Origin of the sequence: Blautia intestinihominis (assembly GCF_040096655.1) — a bacterium.
GTDB classification, from domain to species: Bacteria; Bacillota; Clostridia; order Lachnospirales; family Lachnospiraceae; genus Blautia_A; species Blautia_A intestinihominis.
In genome coordinates this window covers 33,915-52,540 of record NZ_JBBMEI010000002.1, presented here as the reverse complement: position 1 = coordinate 52,540, position 18,626 = coordinate 33,915, and the positions used below count along the sequence as shown (strand labels likewise).

General features: G+C 44.5%; 19 protein-coding genes and 1 riboswitch. All 19 genes read left to right on the top strand.

Translation table 11 applies throughout. The features are described 5' to 3' along the window. The first annotated feature begins 116 nt into the window (after positions 1–116). The 19 genes from WMO75_RS01250 (at position 117) to WMO75_RS01155 (ending at position 18,620) form a co-directional block, all read left to right on the top strand. A complete protein-coding gene (locus WMO75_RS01250; RefSeq protein ID WP_349077494.1) occupies positions 117–1,220 on the top strand; it encodes an ROK family transcriptional regulator in 1,104 nt (367 codons plus the stop codon). A 256-nt stretch (positions 1,221–1,476) separates the two neighbouring features. Then, positions 1,477–2,505 (top strand): zinc-dependent alcohol dehydrogenase, encoded by a 1,029-nt coding sequence (locus WMO75_RS01245; RefSeq protein ID WP_118698485.1) that lies wholly within the window; start codon positions 1,477–1,479, stop codon positions 2,503–2,505. A gap of 22 nt (positions 2,506–2,527) precedes the next feature. After that, the gene (locus WMO75_RS01240) at positions 2,528–3,898 is read left to right on the top strand and encodes an MFS transporter (RefSeq protein ID WP_022213803.1); all 1,371 of its coding nucleotides are present in this window, start codon (positions 2,528–2,530) and stop codon (positions 3,896–3,898) included. Positions 3,899–3,940: 42 nt separating this feature from the next. Continuing rightward, a riboswitch (Fluoride riboswitch) is annotated at positions 3,941–4,014 on the top strand. Between the two features lie 78 nt (positions 4,015–4,092). Next, positions 4,093–5,289 carry a cation:proton antiporter gene (locus WMO75_RS01235; RefSeq protein WP_349077493.1) on the top strand — a complete coding sequence of 399 codons (1,197 nt, stop codon included), beginning with the start codon at positions 4,093–4,095 and terminating at the stop codon, positions 5,287–5,289. Positions 5,290–5,421: 132 nt separating this feature from the next. Next, positions 5,422–5,727, top strand: coding sequence for a hypothetical protein (locus WMO75_RS01230; RefSeq protein ID WP_118698486.1), 306 nt, complete (start codon positions 5,422–5,424; stop codon positions 5,725–5,727). Then, positions 5,697–6,281 (top strand): ATP-binding response regulator, encoded by a 585-nt coding sequence (locus WMO75_RS01225; RefSeq protein ID WP_349077491.1) that lies wholly within the window; start codon positions 5,697–5,699, stop codon positions 6,279–6,281. The genes WMO75_RS01230 and WMO75_RS01225 overlap by 31 nt, the downstream gene beginning before the upstream one ends. An 83-nt stretch (positions 6,282–6,364) precedes the next feature. Further along, a complete protein-coding gene (locus WMO75_RS01220; protein ID WP_022213806.1) occupies positions 6,365–7,387 on the top strand; it encodes a BMP family lipoprotein in 1,023 nt (340 codons plus the stop codon). A 246-nt stretch (positions 7,388–7,633) separates the two neighbouring features. Next, entirely contained in the window at positions 7,634–9,160 is a 1,527-nt protein-coding gene (locus WMO75_RS01215; protein ID WP_227221995.1) for an ABC transporter ATP-binding protein, read from the top strand. Then, positions 9,153–10,220, top strand: a complete 1,068-nt coding sequence (locus WMO75_RS01210) for an ABC transporter permease (RefSeq protein WP_022213808.1) — start codon at positions 9,153–9,155, stop codon at positions 10,218–10,220. The genes WMO75_RS01215 and WMO75_RS01210 overlap by 8 nt, the downstream gene beginning before the upstream one ends. Before the next feature lies 1 nt (position 10,221). Continuing rightward, positions 10,222–11,157, top strand: coding sequence for an ABC transporter permease (locus WMO75_RS01205; protein ID WP_022213809.1), 936 nt, complete (start codon positions 10,222–10,224; stop codon positions 11,155–11,157). A gap of 175 nt (positions 11,158–11,332) precedes the next feature. Beyond that, positions 11,333–12,877 carry a YjjI family glycine radical enzyme gene (locus WMO75_RS01200; protein ID WP_022213810.1) on the top strand — a complete coding sequence of 515 codons (1,545 nt, stop codon included), beginning with the start codon at positions 11,333–11,335 and terminating at the stop codon, positions 12,875–12,877. Continuing rightward, complete coding sequence (locus tag WMO75_RS01195) at positions 12,878–13,720, top strand: YjjW family glycine radical enzyme activase (protein WP_022213811.1); 843 nt, start codon at positions 12,878–12,880, stop codon at positions 13,718–13,720. Between the two features lie 74 nt (positions 13,721–13,794). After that, a complete protein-coding gene (gene deoD / locus WMO75_RS01190) occupies positions 13,795–14,505 on the top strand; it encodes a purine-nucleoside phosphorylase (RefSeq protein ID WP_022213812.1) in 711 nt (236 codons plus the stop codon). Between the two features lie 180 nt (positions 14,506–14,685). Continuing rightward, positions 14,686–15,351, top strand: coding sequence for a deoxyribose-phosphate aldolase (deoC, locus tag WMO75_RS01185; protein ID WP_118698488.1), 666 nt, complete (start codon positions 14,686–14,688; stop codon positions 15,349–15,351). Next, a complete protein-coding gene (locus WMO75_RS01180) occupies positions 15,347–15,802 on the top strand; it encodes a cytidine deaminase (protein WP_481170893.1) in 456 nt (151 codons plus the stop codon). The genes deoC and WMO75_RS01180 overlap by 5 nt, the downstream gene beginning before the upstream one ends. A gap of 209 nt (positions 15,803–16,011) precedes the next feature. Beyond that, a complete protein-coding gene (locus tag WMO75_RS01170; RefSeq protein ID WP_118698489.1) occupies positions 16,012–16,485 on the top strand; it encodes a YbaK/EbsC family protein in 474 nt (157 codons plus the stop codon). Then, positions 16,486–17,304, top strand: coding sequence for an alpha/beta hydrolase (locus WMO75_RS01165; protein WP_227221965.1), 819 nt, complete (start codon positions 16,486–16,488; stop codon positions 17,302–17,304). Between the two features lie 106 nt (positions 17,305–17,410). Then, a complete protein-coding gene (locus WMO75_RS01160) occupies positions 17,411–17,905 on the top strand; it encodes an RNA polymerase sigma factor (protein ID WP_118251820.1) in 495 nt (164 codons plus the stop codon). After that, complete coding sequence (locus WMO75_RS01155) at positions 17,889–18,620, top strand: zf-HC2 domain-containing protein (protein WP_118698491.1); 732 nt, start codon at positions 17,889–17,891, stop codon at positions 18,618–18,620. Before WMO75_RS01160 ends, WMO75_RS01155 begins: the two co-directional genes overlap by 17 nt. The last annotated feature ends 6 nt before the right edge of the window (positions 18,621–18,626 follow it).

Here is an 18,626-nt window from a genome sequence, read left to right as displayed (position 1 = left end):
CACAATACATAAGGTACCATCTGACATTTGTCGGGTGGTATTTTTTGTGCTTTACAAATGTCAAAAGAAAAGTTATGATTCTTTTATAAAATAATTGATAAAAGAGGTCGGCAAAAATGGCTGGAACAGATAAAAAAACTATCACAAGATCCAGAATCCTGAATTATGTGATCAACAATCAAATAACATCCAAGGCAGAAGTATCCAAAAATCTGAACTTGAGTATGCCCACAGTTCTTTCAAATATAAATGATCTGATCGCAAAAGGAATCATTATAGAAACCGGAGAATATGAATCTACTGGTGGACGCAAGGCAAAAAGCATAGGAATCAATCCGTCCTACAGATATTCTGTAGGAATTGTGATCACAGCAAATCATGTGGGGATAGTACTTGTAAACCTGAAATATGAAATCGTGAAATTCAGGCGTGTCCGTATGAAGTTTTCACCGGATGCATCTTACTGTCAGGATCTTTCTGTACTGACATCAGAATTTCTGAAGGACACAGAGTATCAGGACCGGATTCTTGGAATTGGTATTTCAATTCCGGGAATCATCAGTCAGAAAGCCCATCTGCTTATAAAATCACATGCATTGCAGCTGGAAAATTACAGCCTGAGTTTTCTGGAACAGGCATTTAATCTTCCGGTTTATTTCGAAAATGATGCAAATGCGGCAATGATGGCAGAGGATATGAACAGATATAAAAATGCAATCTACCTGTCACTGAACAATACGCTGGGCGGAGCATTCTGTATTGGTGGAAAGCTGTTTCAGGGAGAAAATCAGAAGGCAGGAGAATTCGGACATATGATTCTGGTTCCGGGAGGACGTAAATGCTATTGTGGCAAGAAAGGGTGTGCGGATGCCTACTGTGCAGCAAGTGCACTTACAGATGAAATCAATTCTCTGGAAACGTTTATGGAACAGTTAAAATCCGGTGACGAAGCAGCGGAAGAAAAATGGAGCGAATATCTGGATATGCTGGCGGTCCTGATCTCAAATCTGCGTATGGCATACGATATGGATATCATCCTTGGTGGAGAAGTTGGTGGATATCTGGCAGAACATATGCTTCCACTGGGGGAAAAAGTGATGGAATACAATGGCTTCGATCATGATATCCGGTATCTCAGAAACTGCTCCTACAAGAGAGAAGCATCCGCAGTAGGTGCTGCGAAACATTTTTTACAGGATTTTATCAAAAATATAGAATAGAAGCTGAGAACTTTTATTTTCGGAAATCTCTGAACAAGGTCTGTCAAAAGGCAGATTTTGCTCAGAGATTTTTTGTTGTGGGATGATGCACAGTGTATCTATGAAACCTGCACAAAAACTGATTTCTAATATTGTGCAATAGAGAGAAGTGATAAGAACACTCTTGACAAAAGAGAGTTTCTGAATAATAATGTAATTACTTTAATAAAACATTTAATAAAAGATAATACATAACAAAAACAAGGAGGAAACTATTATGTTACAGCAGGTAATGACAAAACCAGGAGAAATTATTTTCAGAGAGGTTCCGGTTCCGGAAGTAAAGGACGATCAGGTTCTTGTAAAGATCATGAATATCGGAATCTGCGGATCAGATATCCATGTATATCACGGCAAACATCCTTTTACGAAATATCCGGTTACACAGGGACATGAAGTTTCCGGAGAAATCGTAGAACTTGGAGCTAATGTAACAGGATTTCATAAAGGACAGAAGATCACCATTGAACCACAGGTATATTGTGGACACTGCTATCCATGCCGCCATGGAAAATATAATCTCTGCGAGGAACTGAAGGTTATGGGATTCCAGACAACCGGAACGGCATCCGAATACTTCGCAGTAGATGCATCCAAGGTAACACCACTTCCAGAGGAAATGTCCTATGAGGAAGGTGCAATGATCGAGCCGCTGGCAGTTGCAGTTCACGGAGTAAAACAGATGGGCGATGTGAAAGGTATGAATATTGCAGTCCTTGGAGCAGGTCCGATCGGAAACCTGGTGGCACAGGCTGCCAAAGGAATGGGAGCCGCCAAAGTCATGATCACAGATGTCAGTGATCTTCGTCTCAAAAAAGCACAGGAATGTGGAATTGATGTCTGCGTCAATACAAAGAACAAAGACTTTGGAGAAGCAATGGTAGAAGCTTTTGGACCGGACAAAGCAGATGTGATCTATGACTGTGCCGGAAATAATATCACAATGGGACAGGCAATCAAATATGCAAGAAAGGGCAGCGTGATCGTACTGGTTGCAGTTTTTGCAGGAATGGCAGAAATCGATCTGGCTGTAGCAAATGACCATGAGCTGGATATCAAGAGCACTATGATGTATCGCCACGATGATTATGTAGATGGTATTAAACTTGTAAATGAAGGCAAAGTTCATTTAAGACCTCTGATCTCCAAAACATTTGCATTCAAGGATTATCTGGAAGCATATCACTACATTGATGACAACCGTGAAACAACAATGAAAGTCATTATCAACGTACAGGAAAAATAAAGCGAAGGAAGCAGGAGAAGCCATGGGAAAAGAATTTAAAGATGGAAAAGTGCCGCTGATCAGCAAGATTGCGTATGGATTTGGAGATGTAGGCTGCAATTTCAGCTGGATGTTTGTGAGTAATTTTCTGATGATCTTTTATACGGATGTTTTTGGAATCAGTATGACAGCGGTTTCTGCGCTGATGCTTTTTTCAAGATTCTGGGATGCGATCAACGATCCGATCGTCGGAGGACTGACTGATAAGACCAAGACAAGATGGGGCAGATACCGACCGTGGCTGCTGGTTGCAGCACCGGTCACAGCAATCCTTCTGATGCTGACTTTCTGGGCACATCCGGACTGGTCAGACAAGGCAAAGATTATATATATGGTCATTACTTACTGTCTGCTGGTTCTGGGATACACCTGTGTAAATATTCCATATGGAACCCTCTGTGGAGCAATGACACAGGATATCGATGAGCGTGCCAAGATCAACACATCCCGTTCTGTAGCGGCGATGATCGCAATTGGAATCATCAATATCATCACGGTTCCACTGATCAGTAAACTCGGAAGCCACAGCACCAAAAATGGATATCTGTTTGTAGCGATTATTTATGGATGTATTTTTGCAGCATGTCATTTCTTCTGCTTTGCAAAAACAAAGGAAGCCGTGACAACGCCGGAGAAAGAAAAAATTTCCATTAAAGTTCAGCTAAAAGCAGTTATGCAGAACCGGCCATATATACTTGCACTGATCGGACAGGTACTTTTTGGATTTACTCTTTATGGAAGAAATGCAGATGTTCTCTATTATTTTACTTATGTGGAAGGAAATGCAGCTTATTATACAACATATTCCATGTGCATTATTATCCCGTCGATCATTGGAGCAGCATGTTTCCAGCCAGTATTCCGTAAACTTGACAACAAGGGAAGAACTGCATCTGTTTTTGCACTGCTTACCGGTATTTCCATGTTGAGCATGTATTTCTTCAATGTAAAAGAAAGTGCAGTCATTTTCTATGCACTGGCAGGAGTGACACAATTCTTCTTTTCTGGATTTAATACCGCAATTTATGCAATCATCCCAGACTGTGTGGAATATGGAGAATGGAAAACGGGTCTTCGGAACGATGGATTCCAGTATGCATTTGTCTCACTGGGAAATAAGATCGGAATGGCAATCGGAACTGCGATGCTTGCAATGCTTCTTGGTAAATATGGTTATGTTGCGAATCAGACGCAGAATTCTGCTGTCATCAGTATCATGAAACACTCATTTTCAACAATCCCTGGAATTCTCTGGATCGTGACTGCGATTGTACTGTTCTTCTATCGTTTAAATAAAAAACGCTACAATGAAATTGTAGAGGACCTTAAGAATGGAAAAAGAGGACAGTGTTAAAACAAAAATTCTTGACTTTCGTTTACGAAAATAGTATGATTTACCCGAATTGGGAATGAAGTTCTCCCATGGGAAACCTAAACTGCTTATTCAGAGCTGATGACTTCTACGATTATTCAGTCGCAGAAGTTGTCAGCTCTTTTTGTGTTGTACTGCTGATTGCGTCTGAGGGAAAGAAAAGGAGGAAATTTTTTATGTTAACATCATTGTCACTTATTTTTCTGGTTGGCCTTGCAATGGGGGCCATCTGCGGATATCTGAAACTGCCACGGATCATTGGCATGCTGGTTACGGGAATCGTTCTCGGACCGTATGTGCTTGACCTGCTGGATCCATCGATACTGTCAATCTCAGCAGATCTGCGAAAGATGGCACTTATCATCATTCTTCTCAAAGCCGGACTGTCGCTGAATCTGGAAGACCTTAAGAAAGTAGGCCGCCCCGCCGTTATGATGTCGTTTGTGCCGGCATCGTTTGAAATCCTTGGTTATATTCTGTGTGCGCCTGCGATTCTGGGCATTTCAAGAGTGGATGCGGCAGTTATGGGAGCCGTCCTCGGAGCAGTTTCGCCCGCAGTCGTGGTTCCGCGCATGGTAAAATTCATTGAGACAAAATACGGCACAGGCAAAGCAATCCCGCAGATGATTCTGGCGGGTGCATCCTGTGATGATATTTTTGTGATCGTGCTGTTCACAACATTCCTTGGAATGGCGCAGGGAGATAAGGCAGATGTAAAATCCTTCCTCAATATCCCGGTATCGATCGTACTTGGAGTTGCACTGGGAGCGGTTGTCGGATATCTTCTCTATCTGTTTTTTGAGACAGCATACGCCAAAAAACATTATGTCAGAAACAGCATGAAGGTCATCATTGTACTGGGTGTTTCCTTCCTGCTGATCGCGATCGAAGGCTGGCTGGAAGGAAAGATTGCCGTATCCGGACTTCTTGCAGTTGTCAGCATGGCCTGCGTCCTCAAGATGAAAAGCACTGCTTTTGTCTCAAAACGTTTATCCGAGAAATTTGGCAAACTCTGGCTTGCAGCAGAAGTCATTTTGTTTGTTCTTGTCGGTGCGGCGGTGGATATCCGATACACCCTGGAGGCCGGAGCCGCGGCAATCCTTATGATCCTGGTCGCACTCATTTTTCGTGCCTGCGGAGTCCTTCTGTGCATGGTAAAAACAAACCTCAATGCGAAAGAAAGACTTTTCTGCGTACTCGCCTACCTGCCAAAAGCAACCGTCCAGGCCGCCATTGGCTCCGTCCCCCTGGCAGCAGGCCTTGGCTGCGGCAAGATCATCCTCTCCGTAGCAGTCATGGCCATCATCATCACCGCCCCGTTTGGCGCATTCGGCATGGATATGTCGTATAAGAAACTTCTGGAGAAGGAGTAAAAATGCAAATAAGTACAAATTAAAATGCAAAATCCCCTGAGAAATAGAATTGCAGCATAAAATGTGATAACATAACACATATCGGTTATTCAAAAAATATTTCTGAAAGTTTTGAGCAAAAGAGGAATGTAAATGAAGATCATATGTAAAAAAGGTCATAATGCACAGAAGATGCTGCAGATGGTTACGAATCTGATTGAGAAGAAAAGTCGGGAATATCCATTGCTGAGCGAAGACATGGAGATTGAGATCACGCTTGATAATGAAGAAGGACAGGTCAGTCCCGATAATGACAGAGAATATTATTTTGATGAGGAAGTGCAGAGCATCGAGATGATGCAGGAGAATGCTGCTTTTTATTATTCGAAGCTTTCACCCGTGAAAAAAGCTCTTCCGAAAACGGCATCATGGGAACCGGGCTGGGGCTCCGTATCGTAAAATCCTTCACAGACCTGATGAATGGCAGTGTCTCCGTAGAGAGTGAACCAGGAAAAGGTTCCTGTTTTACCGTTCTTCTCCCATGCAGGATCTCTGAGGAAAAAGAACTTTCAAAAGATTCGAAAGAGGATGCTGTACAGGAAGAAACTCTGAAAAATAAACGGCTCCTTCTCGCAGAAGATAACGAATTAAATGCTGAGATCGCAGTGACGATCCTTCAGGATGCACATGCAGAAGTAGGGGCTGCCGGGGACGGTGAGATCGCACTTTCCATGCTGCAGGCAAAACCGGTGGGATATTATGATGTGATCCTTATGGATATCCAGATGCCGCATGTGAACGGATACCAGGCAGCTGAAGCAATCCGAAAACTGCTGGATGACCGTGCCAGAACACCAATCATAGCCATGACCGCAAATGCTTTCGAAGAGGACCACAAAGCTGCGCTGGCAGCAGGAATGGATGCCTATGTGGCGAAACCGATCGAGATAGACACTCTGTTTTCCACGATCACGCAGGTACTGGAAAATAAAATAACCATAAACAAATCATGAAAGATAAATAAATTTCGTCTTTTCATTTCATAAAAAAGATGTTATCATAGTATTATTAGACAAAAAACAAAGGAGGGCAATTTATGCGAAAGAAAGTAATGGCTGCAGTATTAACAGCTGCTATGGTAGCTTCCGTAAGTGCTATGCCGCAGATGGTTGCAGCAGCAGACGACGAGTTTAAGATTGGTCTGATCACAGACGTAGGTGGAGTTAACGATGGTTCCTTCAACCAGTCAGCATGGGAGGGACTTGAAAAAGCCGGAGAGGAACTCGGAGTAGAGGTTAACTATCTGGAGTCTGCTACAGATGCAGATTATCAGCCAAATATGGAAACTTTCGTAGACGAGGATTATGACCTGATCATCAGCGTTGGTTATATGCTGGCAGATGCTACCAGAGAAGCAGCAGAAGCTAACCCGGATACCAAATTCGCTATCATTGATGATTCAAGCATCGATCTTCCAAATGTTACCAGCCTGATGTTCAAAGCTGAGCAGGCTTCTTATCTGGTAGGATATGTTGCAGGTTTAACTACCAAGACCAACAATATCGGATTTGTAGTAGGTATGACTAACGAGACCATGAACCAGTTTGGATATGGTTACTGTGCAGGTGCTATTGATGCTAACCCGGATATCACTGTTCAGCAGTTCAATGCAAACTCTTTTGCAGATTCCGCAACAGGTAAGACTATGGCAAACACAGCGATCACCAACGGCGCTGATATCGTATTCCAGGCAGCTGGTGCTACAGGACTTGGTGTTATCGAGGCCTGCCAGGAAGCTGGTGTATATGCGATCGGTGTTGACTCTGACCAGTCCAGCATCGCTCCGAAGACCGTTCTTACCTCTGCTATGAAACGTGTTGACAATGCTGTATATGATGCAGTACAGGAACTGATCGATGATAAGCTTGAGGGCGGCGTTCAGACTTTCGACCTGGCAGCAGGTGGTGTTGATATCGCTCCGTCTCAGGATCTGATCTCGGATGATGTAATCAAGGCAGTTGACGAAGTAAAAGAAAAGATTATCAGCGGTGATGTTGTTATTCCGGATAACAAAGATGATTTCGAGGCAAAATACGGCGACGTATATGTTCTTGACTAAGAAGTGACCGTTTTACCCGGTAATCTAATATTTGCGTCTGTACGGGGCCTGCGTATGCAGAGCCCCGTCGATGCATATAGAGACAAAGATTTCCAGATTTTCTATCTTCAATGGAGAAGAAAATATCCTGCATTTTCGTTACTGTGAACGGAATGCACAGCAATTTTATTTTCCTGTCCACTGGAGACAGTGAAAAGAGCAAAACAACAAACAAAGGAGGCGGCATACGTGGGAAGAACAAGCCATATGGATGAGAGCAAAGTCGTAATCCAGATGAAAGACATCGTAAAAAAGTTTGGCGATTTTACAGCGAATGACCACATCAATCTGACCGTACACAAAGGAGAGGTCCACGCGATCCTGGGAGAGAACGGAGCCGGAAAGAGTACAATGATGAACGTACTCTGTGGACTTTACAAACCGACCAGCGGACAGATTTTTATTAATGAAAAGGAAGTACATTTTAACAGTCCGAGGGATGCCATTGATATCGGAATCGGTATGGTACACCAGCACTTTATGCTGATCCAGCCATTTACTGTGACCGAAAATATCATTCTTGGTATGGAGCCGACCAAGGGCCTGTCCGTCGACAAGGCAACAGCAAGAAAGAAAGTCCTGGAACTGTCCGAGCGTTACGGAATGAAAGTAGACCCTGACGCAAAGATCGAGGATATTTCCGTAGGTATGCAGCAGCGTGTGGAAATCCTCAAGGTTCTGTATCGTGGTGCAGAGACACTGATCCTGGATGAGCCGACTGCTTCCCTGACACCACAGGAGATCGAGGGACTTATGGAGATCATCGATAACCTGACCGCAGATGGCAAGAGTATTATCCTGATCACCCATAAGCTCAAAGAAATCACTGCTTCCTCTGACAATTGTACGATCATCCGTCAGGGTAAATATATTCGTACCGTAAAGGTATCAGATGTAAACGAGAATGATCTGGCAGCCATGATGGTAGGTCGTGATGTCAACTTCAAAGTTGACAAGAAAGACATGGAACCAGGCGAAGTCGTTCTGGAGGTCGATGATCTGCATGCCAAGGATTACCGAGGCGTAGAGATCCTCAAGGGATTCCACCTGAATGTCCGCAGAGGTGAGATCGTAGGTCTTGCCGGCGTAGATGGAAACGGACAGACAGAGCTTGTAGAAGTCCTGACAGGTCTTCGTAAGGCAGAATCCGGCAAGGTTACTGTACTTGGTAAGGACGTATTCAATAAGAGTCCTAAGGAAACTTTTGCGAATGGAATTTCCAGTATTCCTGCTGACCGTCAGAAACATGGTCTGATCCTGGAATTTTCCAATGAAGACAACCTGATTCTGCAGCACTTTGAGGAAGAACCGTTTTCGAATCACGGCATTCTGAACCGAAAAGCGATCAAGAAACATGCAGAGAAACTGATCGAGAAGTTTGATGTCCGTCCGAGAGGATGTGCAGAAGCACCGGCGGGTACACTGTCCGGTGGAAACCAGCAGAAGGTTATCATTGCCCGTGAGGTGACAAACGACAAGGAACTGCTGATCGCAGTAAACCCGACCCGTGGTCTTGACGTAGGTGCGATAGAGTTCGTACATAAATATCTGGTAGAGCAGAGAAACAAGAATCGTGCGGTCTTACTGGTATCCTTCGAACTGGATGAGATCATGAGTCTGTCTGACAGAATCGAGGTTATCTTTGATGGCCAGATCACCGGAAGTGTTCCGGGTAAGGATGCAGATGAGAAAGAACTTGGATTTATGATGGCAGGAGGAAAAACAAATGAATAAGAAAAAAAGCATTCTTGAGAGCAATGTACTCTATACCATCGTTGCGATCATTGCAGGTTTCCTGGTAGGTGCGATATTTCTTCTGATCGCCGGAATCAGTCCTGCAGTAGCATATGGCAAGCTGTTTGACAGTATTTTCAGCAAACCGAAATATCTGGTGTGGACTCTGGTTTATGCGAGCCCGCTGATCTTTACCGGACTGAGTGTGGCTTTCTCCTTCCGAACAGGTGTATTTAACATCGGAGCAGAAGGCCAGTTCGTAATCGGAAGTCTGGTAGCCTGTGTACTTGGTATTGTCCTCAAGCTTCCGCCGGTCCTTCATGCACTTGTATGCCTGGTGGCGGCAGCAGCAGCCGGCTGTATATGGTCTCTGATCGTAGGTGTCCTCAAAGTAAAACGAGGTATTCACGAAGTATTGTCCTTTATCATGTTTAACTGGATCGCATTTTATCTGTCCAACTATGTGGTAAACCTTCCGGGAATCCACAGAGAGAGCAGTGAAGCGACACTGGATATCGCCGAAAACGCGAGACTTCTTCTTCCGGAGGGTATCCGTAAGGCTCTGGACTGTAATGCAGCACACTGGGGCATTCTGTTCGCAGTGATCGCAGCAGTAGTTATCTGGGTCATCATTGAGAAGACAACACTTGGATACAAATTAAAAGCCGTAGGATTTAACAGAAACTGTGCACAGTATGGCGGTATCAATGCAGATGGTTCTGTGCTGACTGCACTTGGAATCTCAGGTCTTTTATCCGGTCTCGGCGGCGCGGTTCAGGTACTTGGTATGGCAGGTCGTCTGAGCCAGTTTGCAGGACAGGAAGGATTTGGATTTGAAGGTATCACCGTTGCCCTGATCGGAGGATCCAACCCGATCGGATGTATCTTTTCCGGTATCTTCTATGGTGCAATGAAATATGGCGGTTCCAAGCTCAGTATCGTAAAGGCACCGTCTGAAGTTGTTGATATTATCATGGGATGTGTTGTTCTCCTGATCGCCATCTCACACGTATTCAAAGTATTCGTACTGAATGCTGCAAAGAAGAAGGAGGCTAAATAAGATGAACGGATTAATTAAAGACCTTGGTCTTCTGATCAATGCGACTCTGATCGCAACACCGCCGCTTCTTCTGGCGGCACTTGGCTCCTGTTTTTCTGAGAGATGTGGAGTTGTAAACATTGGTATCGAAGGTATGATGACAATTGGTGCATTCACCGGAGCGGTAATGGGCCTGACTACCGGAAACGGCTGGATCGCATTCTTATGTGCAGGACTGGCGGGCGCATTGTTCGGCCTGATCCATGCATTTGTATGTATTTCCTGCCACGCAGACCAGACGATCGCCGGTACAGCGATCAACTTCCTGGGACCTGGACTTGCACTGTTTCTCTGCAAGGCAATGTATAATAACTCATCAGATACACCGGCTATGGACCCAAGCTGCAAGCTTCCGAAGCTGTTTGAGGGTGTCTTCCCGACAGGTTCATTCTGGAACAACGTATTAAATGTTTACGCAGTAGCGTATCTGGTATTCATTCTTGCATTTGTGTGCTGGTTTGTATTTTATAAGACAAAATTTGGAGCACACCTCCGTGCAGTCGGAGAACATCCGGAAGCATGTGAATCTCTGGGAATCGATGTTTACAAAGTTCGTTATACCTGTGTGATCCTGTCAGGATTTTTTGCAGGACTTGGCGGCGCATTCGTAACTCTGGCAACCATCAACCAGTTCCGTCCAAGCGTTATTGTAGGACAGGGATTTATTGCGATCGCAGCTGTAATCTTTGGTAAATTCTCACCGGAGGGCGCAACAAAGGCATGCCTTCTGTTTGGTCTCTGCAGTGGTATCAAATCTCTGGCAGCACAGAGCAATGTGGTATCCCCGAACCTGATTTCCATGATTCCATATGTGGTAACGATCATTGCACTGGTACTGTTTGTTGGTAAGGCTCACACACCGGCAGCCAACGGAAAGATTTTTGTAAAATCCAAATAAACGGTACAAGTGGAGCAAAGAGTGCTGTAAAAGACTGAAAACAGTTTTTGCAGCACTTTTTTTGACAGCAAAAAAAGACATTTGTTCTTTTTTGTTTACAGGAAATATGGTATAAATAAGATAAGACAACTGAGGGAAAATAATAGTTTTTTATAGTATTTTAGGAGGAATTACTATGCGTGACATTTCTATGGAAAGAGTCAATGAAACAAGAAAAAACATTCTGGAAATTATAGAGAGCGCAACGCTGACTCATGAACAGAAGCTGACCTGCCTTGCAAATCAGGCAGATTCTCTGATGGAAGTCCTTGATCTTCCGGAAGGACTGGATGAGCTTCTGAATGTACCGATCGACCGCAAATGTATCTGCGACCTGTCTGAAGGACATGCGCCGATGCGTCCGCGTTACATTATCCCGGATTATGCGAAATTCCTGAAAGAAGGAAGCAAATTCTTGCAGCTCGATCCGCCGACCGATCTCTATGAGGCACTGAACAGCCTGATGATCTTTTATAAACATGTACCGAGTGTTACCAATTACCCGGTTTACGTAGGACAGCTGGATGAATTACTGGAGCCATACATCGATACCGTCGATGAAGCTCAGGCAAAAAAGATGCTGAAGCTGTTCCTGACACAGATGGACCGCACGATCCTCGATTCCTTCTCACATGCAAACATCGGACCGAGAGAGACCAAGGCAGGACGTCTGCTTCTGGAAGCTGAGAAAGAACTGGAAAATGCAGTTCCGAACTTAAGCTTCAAATATGACGAAGACATTACTCCGGATGATTTTGCCCTCAAAGCGATCGACTGTGCAATGCACAGCGCAAAACCAAGCTTTGCCAATCACAAGATGTTCAAGAGCGAGCTTGGTGAGAATTATGTGATCGCCAGCTGCTACAATGGCCTTCTGCTTGGCGGCGGTGCGTATACCCTTTGCCGTCTGGTCCTTGGAAACATTGCCAAGAGAGCAAAGAACATCCAGGATTTCAAAGAACGTGAACTTCCATATGTACTGGATATCATGGCTCGTTACATGGATGCAAGAATCAAGTTCGAGGTAGAAGAGAGCGGATTCTTTGAGAATAACTTCCTGGCAAAAGAAGGATTTATCCACAGAGATCGTTTCTCCGGCATGTATGGTCTGGTAGGTCTTGCTGACTGTGTCAATATCCTTTTCGAAAAAGAAGGTCTCAAGGGACGTTTCGGACATGATGAAGCAGCCAATGATCTGGGTGTGGAGATCATGGAGATCATCAAGGAATTTAATCTGAACCACAAGAATAAATATTGTGAAGGAACCGGCGGACATTTCCTCCTTCATGCACAGGTAGGACTTGCTGAGGATGAGAATGTAACTCCGGGAACACGTATCCCGATCGGCGAGGAACCGGAAGAACTGATCGATCAGCTCAACGTGCTGAGAAAGTTCCACAAATACTTTACTTCAGGAACCGGCGATATCTTCCCGATCGATATGACTGTTCATCGCAATCCGGAGTATGTACTGGATATCATCAAGGGCTCCTTCAAGATGGATCTTCGTTACCTGTCTTTCTATTCCAGCGACAGCGATGTGATCCGTGTCACAGGATATCTTGTAAAACGTTCTGAACTTGAGAAACTTGCAAACGGAGAGGCTGTTCTGCAGGATACCACAGCTCTGGGGCTTGGTGCTGCAAGAAACGGACATATCCTGGAGAGAAAGGTACGTTAAATGAAAGCAGTAGTGAACCGGATCATCCCGTTCAGCAGTGTGGATGGTCCGGGTAACCGGACGGCAGTGTTCCTGCAGGGATGTAATATCAACTGCAAATACTGCCACAATCCGGAAACAAGGAAATTATGTGTACAATGCGGTACCTGTGTGAAACAGTGCCCGGCAGGTGCACTGTCTTTTGATGAGAATGGCAAAGTGGCGTTCGATCCATCGAAATGTGTACAGTGTGATACCTGCATCCACGTCTGTCCCAACGACAGTTCTCCGAGAACCTTTGAGATGACACCGGAAGAAGTCTATGCAAAAGTTAAGAAGCAGATTCCGTTCATCCGAGGTCTTAGTGTTTCAGGGGGAGAGTGCATGCTCTGGCCGGAGTTCCTGACAGAGTTGTTCCGCCTGGCAAAGAAGGACGGACTGGGGACACTGATCGACAGCAACGGCATGATCCCGTTTGAGGATTATCCGGAACTGATGGAAGTATCAGACGGCGTAATGCTGGATATCAAAGCGTTTGAAGCTGCCGAGCACAGGAAGGTCACCGATTTTACAAATGAAATGGTGTTGAAGAATGCTGTATATCTGGCAAAAACTTCCAAGCTTTATGAAGTAAGAGCGGTCATCGTACCGGATCTTTATGATACAGAGAGAAGTATCCGTGAGATGGGAGATTTTCTTGCACCATATCTCAAGATCAACGATATCCGCGTAAAGATCATTGCATACCGTCCGATGGGAGTCAGGGAGCAGTATTCGCATTACCAGGTTCCAAACCAGGAGTATCTGGCTTACCTGGCTGATATATTAAGGGAAAAAGGATTTCAGCACATTACGCTGATCTGACGGATTATAAATATCCGCCTAATCTGGGGAATGATATTACAGCAAAAACGAAATTAATATAAAGGAGGAGTAAGATGACAAATATTCCAACTGCACACAACAGTGCCAAAGCAGGAGATTTTGCAAAAACTGTACTGATGCCGGGAGATCCGCTCCGTGCAAAATATATTGCAGAGACATATCTGGAGAATCCAAGACAGGTGAATGCTGTCAGAAACATGTTCGGATATACAGGAACCTATAAAGGAAAGGAAATTTCTGTTATGGGAGGCGGTATGGGGATGCCGTCTATCGGAATCTATTCTTACGAGCTGTTCAATTTTTATGATGTAGATCAGGTCATCCGTATCGGTTCTGCCGGAGCTTTCCAGGACAACATCAAACTGATGGATGTGGTGATCGGTATGGGTGCCTGCACAGATTCCAATTATGCGTATCAGTATGGTCTGCCGGGAACTTTCGCACCGATCGCAGATTACGAACTGCTGAACAGAGCTGTAGAGACTGCGAAACGTCAGGGCACGAATGTGGTTGTAGGTAATGTTCTGTCTTCCGATGTATTCTACAATGCCATGAGCAATGTAAACGACCTGTGGCGCGATATGGGCGTGCTGGCAGTGGAGATGGAAGCAGCGGCATTATATATGAATGCTGCCAAAGCAGGAAAGAAAGCACTCTGCATGCTGACAATTTCGGATCATCTGTATACAGGAGAATCCTTAAGTGCCGAGGACCGTCAGCTTGGATTCGGCAAAATGATGGAAATTGCACTGGAACTGGCATAATGAATAATAAGAGTTACTGTTCACAGGTAGTATCCCGCGAGGTGTTTTGCCATGAATATGGCAAAATCCCGAGATATACAGGGCAAAATTCCATCACCGTAGGTGATGTGGAATGGATTTTGACCAAGTTACTGTGAACGGAGTGAACAGTAACTAATAAGAATGGAGAATAATAAAAACATGGATGCAAAAGAAATTTTAAAACACGTAGATCATACTTTACTGACACAGACTGCTACATGGGAAGAGATCAAACAGATCTGTGACGACGCAATCAAATATGGAACAGCCTCCGTCTGCATTCCGCCTGCATATGTAAAACAGGTCAAAGAATATGTGCAGGACAAAATGGCAGTCTGCACTGTTATCGGTTTCCCGAACGGATACATGACTACAGCAACAAAAGAATTCGAAACAAAAGATGCTCTGGCAAATGGTGCAGATGAGATTGATATGGTCATCAACATCGGCTGGGCAAAAGACGGCAAGTTTGACGCGATCGAAGAAGAGATCCGCACTCTCAAAAAAGTCTGCGGTTCCAAGATCCTCAAAGTGATCATCGAGACCTGCCTTCTGACCGATGAAGAAAAGATCAAAATGTGTGAGGCAGTTACCAAAGCAGGAGCAGATTATATCAAAACCTCTACCGGATTTTCCAAGGCAGGTGCGACTTTTGATGATATCAAACTGTTTTCCGAGCACATCGGCCCGAATGTAAAGATGAAAGCAGCCGGAGGAATCTCTTCTCTGGATGATGCAGAAAAATTCTTAAGCCTTGGAGCAGATCGCCTCGGCACAAGCCGTATTGTCAAAATCATCAAAAACGAAGAAGCTACAGGCTATTAAGAAAGAGTTGAGCAGAAATATGAAGAAAATGGAACAGAAACAGATTCAGGAACTGATCGAAAAAGCGATCGGTATGATGGATTATTCTTATGTACCGTATTCACATTTTCATGTAGGTGCGGCATTGCTGGCAAAGAACGGCAAGGTTTATGGCGGCTGTAACATCGAAAATGCGGGATACACACCAAGTAACTGTGCGGAGAGAACTGCATTTTTTAAGGCAGTCAGTGAAGGCGTAATGGAGTTTGACGCTATCTGTGTGGTTGGTGGTATGAATAAAATTATGAAAGAATACGCAGCTCCATGTGGTGTTTGCCGCCAGGTTATGATGGAATTCTGCAATCCTGAAGAATTCCAGATTATTCTCGCAACCAGCAAGGACCAGTATGAGATTTTCACGCTGAAAGAACTTCTTCCGCTTGGATTTGGTCCAGATAATCTGAATAAATAAAAAAGCTGGAATAAAAATCCACGGCGTGATTGACGAAAACGCTTCAACGTGGTATACAGATAGAGTGACAACTGTAAGGAATAAAATACAGATGTCATTCTATTTTTGATTTTAAGAAACTTAGCGTGATCCCCGGTGGGTTCCGTCTGCCAGATGGCCATTATGAGGATATCATTCCACATTATTATGTACTGTAAAAGGAGGACATCATGTCATTAAAAAGAGCAGAAGAATATCTGGAAAATAAGGGATTTCTGGATCATGTGATCGAACTTGAGGAATCCACAGCAACGGTTGCGATGGCAGCAGAAGCACTCGGTGTAGAGCCGGGAATGATCGCTAAGACGATGTCCTTTTTGCAGGGAGAAAATGCGGTTCTGATCCTCACAGAAGGCACTGCAAGAGTCGATAATCGTAAGTATAAAGATACCTTTCATGTCAAAGCAAAAATGATCCCGTTCGATCAGGTAGAGGAAGTGATCGGACATGCCCCGGGCGGCGTGTGCCCGTTTGGAATCAACGATGATATTGAGGTTTATCTGGACGAAAGCTTAAAGAAATTTGACACCGTATACCCGGCAGCAGGCAACGACCACAGCGCAGTAAAACTCACGATCCCGGAACTTGAACAGGTCGCAGATGCAAACGGATGGGTGGATGTGTGTAAGGAAACGGAGGCTTAAATGATCTACAAAAAGATAGAGATTAAAGTAGAAGGATACCAGGAGACTGCGGATCTATATACCTATATTCTGGATAATTCTGTGGAAATGCACCCGGACAGGAAGCGTCCGGTCGTTGTGATCTGCCCGGGCGGTGGTTATGAAATGACCTCCGACAGAGAGACCGAACCAATCGCCATGCAGTATCTTGCAAGAGGATATCATGCGGTGATCCTGCGCTACAGTGTAGCTCCGGCGAGGTATCCGCTGGCGTTAATGCAGCTTGCAAAAACGGTCGCATATTTAAGAGAACATGCAGGAGAATTCCATATTGATACGGACAAGATCATCCTCCAGGGCTTTTCTGCGGGAGGTCATCTGGCAGCGAGTCTTGGCGTATTCTGGAGGGAAAAATTCATCTCAGAAGCTCTGCATACAGATGCGGAAATGGTGAAGCCAAATGGAATGATCCTCAGTTATCCGGTCATTACATCTGGAAAATTTGCGCATATGGGTTCTTTTGAAGCTCTGCTCGGAGAGAACAGTAATGATTCGGAAAAGAGAAAAAAACAGTCCCTGGAATTCCAGGTAACAGAGGATACTCCGCCGACTTTTCTGTGGCATACCGTTACAGATGATACCGTTCCGGTTGAGAATTCCATGCTGTTTTTTGAAGCATTGCGCAAACACAGAGTACCCGTAGAACTGCATCTATATCCGTCAGGCGGTCACGGCCTCAGTCTCGCAAACGAAGAAACCAGCCACGAAGATGGCGGCTGCATCCAGCCAGAATGCCAGTCATGGATAGAACTTGCGTGCACGTGGATTGGGAATTTATAAAAGAGAAAAAGGTGTTCCATAGATCGGAATGCCTTTTTCTTTTGTGAGATTTTTTGTAACGTTTCTGATACATACATCGTCATATATGTGAAGGAGGAAAACACCAATGCTGAATATTCAGGAGATATACGAACAATATTTCACCATCGTATACCGTTATCTGCTTTCGCTTTCGCATAATACCCATATCGCAGAGGAACTCACACAGGAAACATTCTTCAAAGCCCTGAAAAAAGTCGACGATTTCAGAGGCGACTGTGACCTGCGAGTGTGGCTTTGTCAGATCTCCAAAAACACATATTATGACTATCTGAAGAAAAATAAAAAGTATGCACCGGAATCTCAGGAAGAAACAGAGGATACTTTTGTACCGGATCTGCTTCAGAATTTTTCGGATAAAGAAACGGCATTTCAGGTTCACAAAGTACTGCACAGACTTGCAGAGCCGTACAAAGAAGTCTTTTCCCTTCGTGTGTTCGGAGAACTGTCATTTACCACAATCTCCTCGCTGTTTGGCAAAAGCGAAAGCTGGGCAAGAGTCACTTATCACAGAGCATGTAAGAAGATCAGGGAGGAATTAAACCATGAAGATCACCTGTAATATCATAGAAGACCTACTTCCGCTTTATGTGGACGATATGGTCAGTGAAGACAGCCGCCAGCTTGTAGAAGAACATCTCAAGACGTGTCCCGCCTGCAGAAAGATGCAGGAAGAAATGATGAGAGAAAATCGTCTGACAGCCACCGCGAAAGGAAACAATTTGACACAGACAAACAAAACAGAGGCAGAACCACTCCGAAAGATCCGCCGAAAGATCCGTAAGAAACGGATTGCATCTGTCCTTCTGGCGGTCATTCTCGTAGTGGCAGCAGGCGGAATCGGACATTACTGGTACTATGACAAAGAGAATTATATTTCCTGGGACGAGGCAGATATTTCCGTAAAAGACGGGAAAGTATATTCTACAGTCAATCCACTGGGACGGATGAGATCAATCCTGTCCGTGGATCAGAAAAACATGTTCTATATGCTGTCAGAAACCATGTGGACCCGCAAAGAATACCCATCCGATCCGAATACAGAAAATGAGCTTTGGAATCTGCAGGATTTTCAGGAAGCATATGAGCGCGGAGCGGACGAATCTACAGATGAAACCTCGTTTCCAACAGGGATTGAACATGTCTATTATGTTGACCCGGAGAATGTAAAAGAAACTTTTGCACTTTGGGATTACCAGGATGAACCAGAGAAAGCGCAGCAGAAAGAAGAAGAGCTGGCGGCGAAATGTCATTTGATCTGGAGCGCAGATGAATAAAATTCT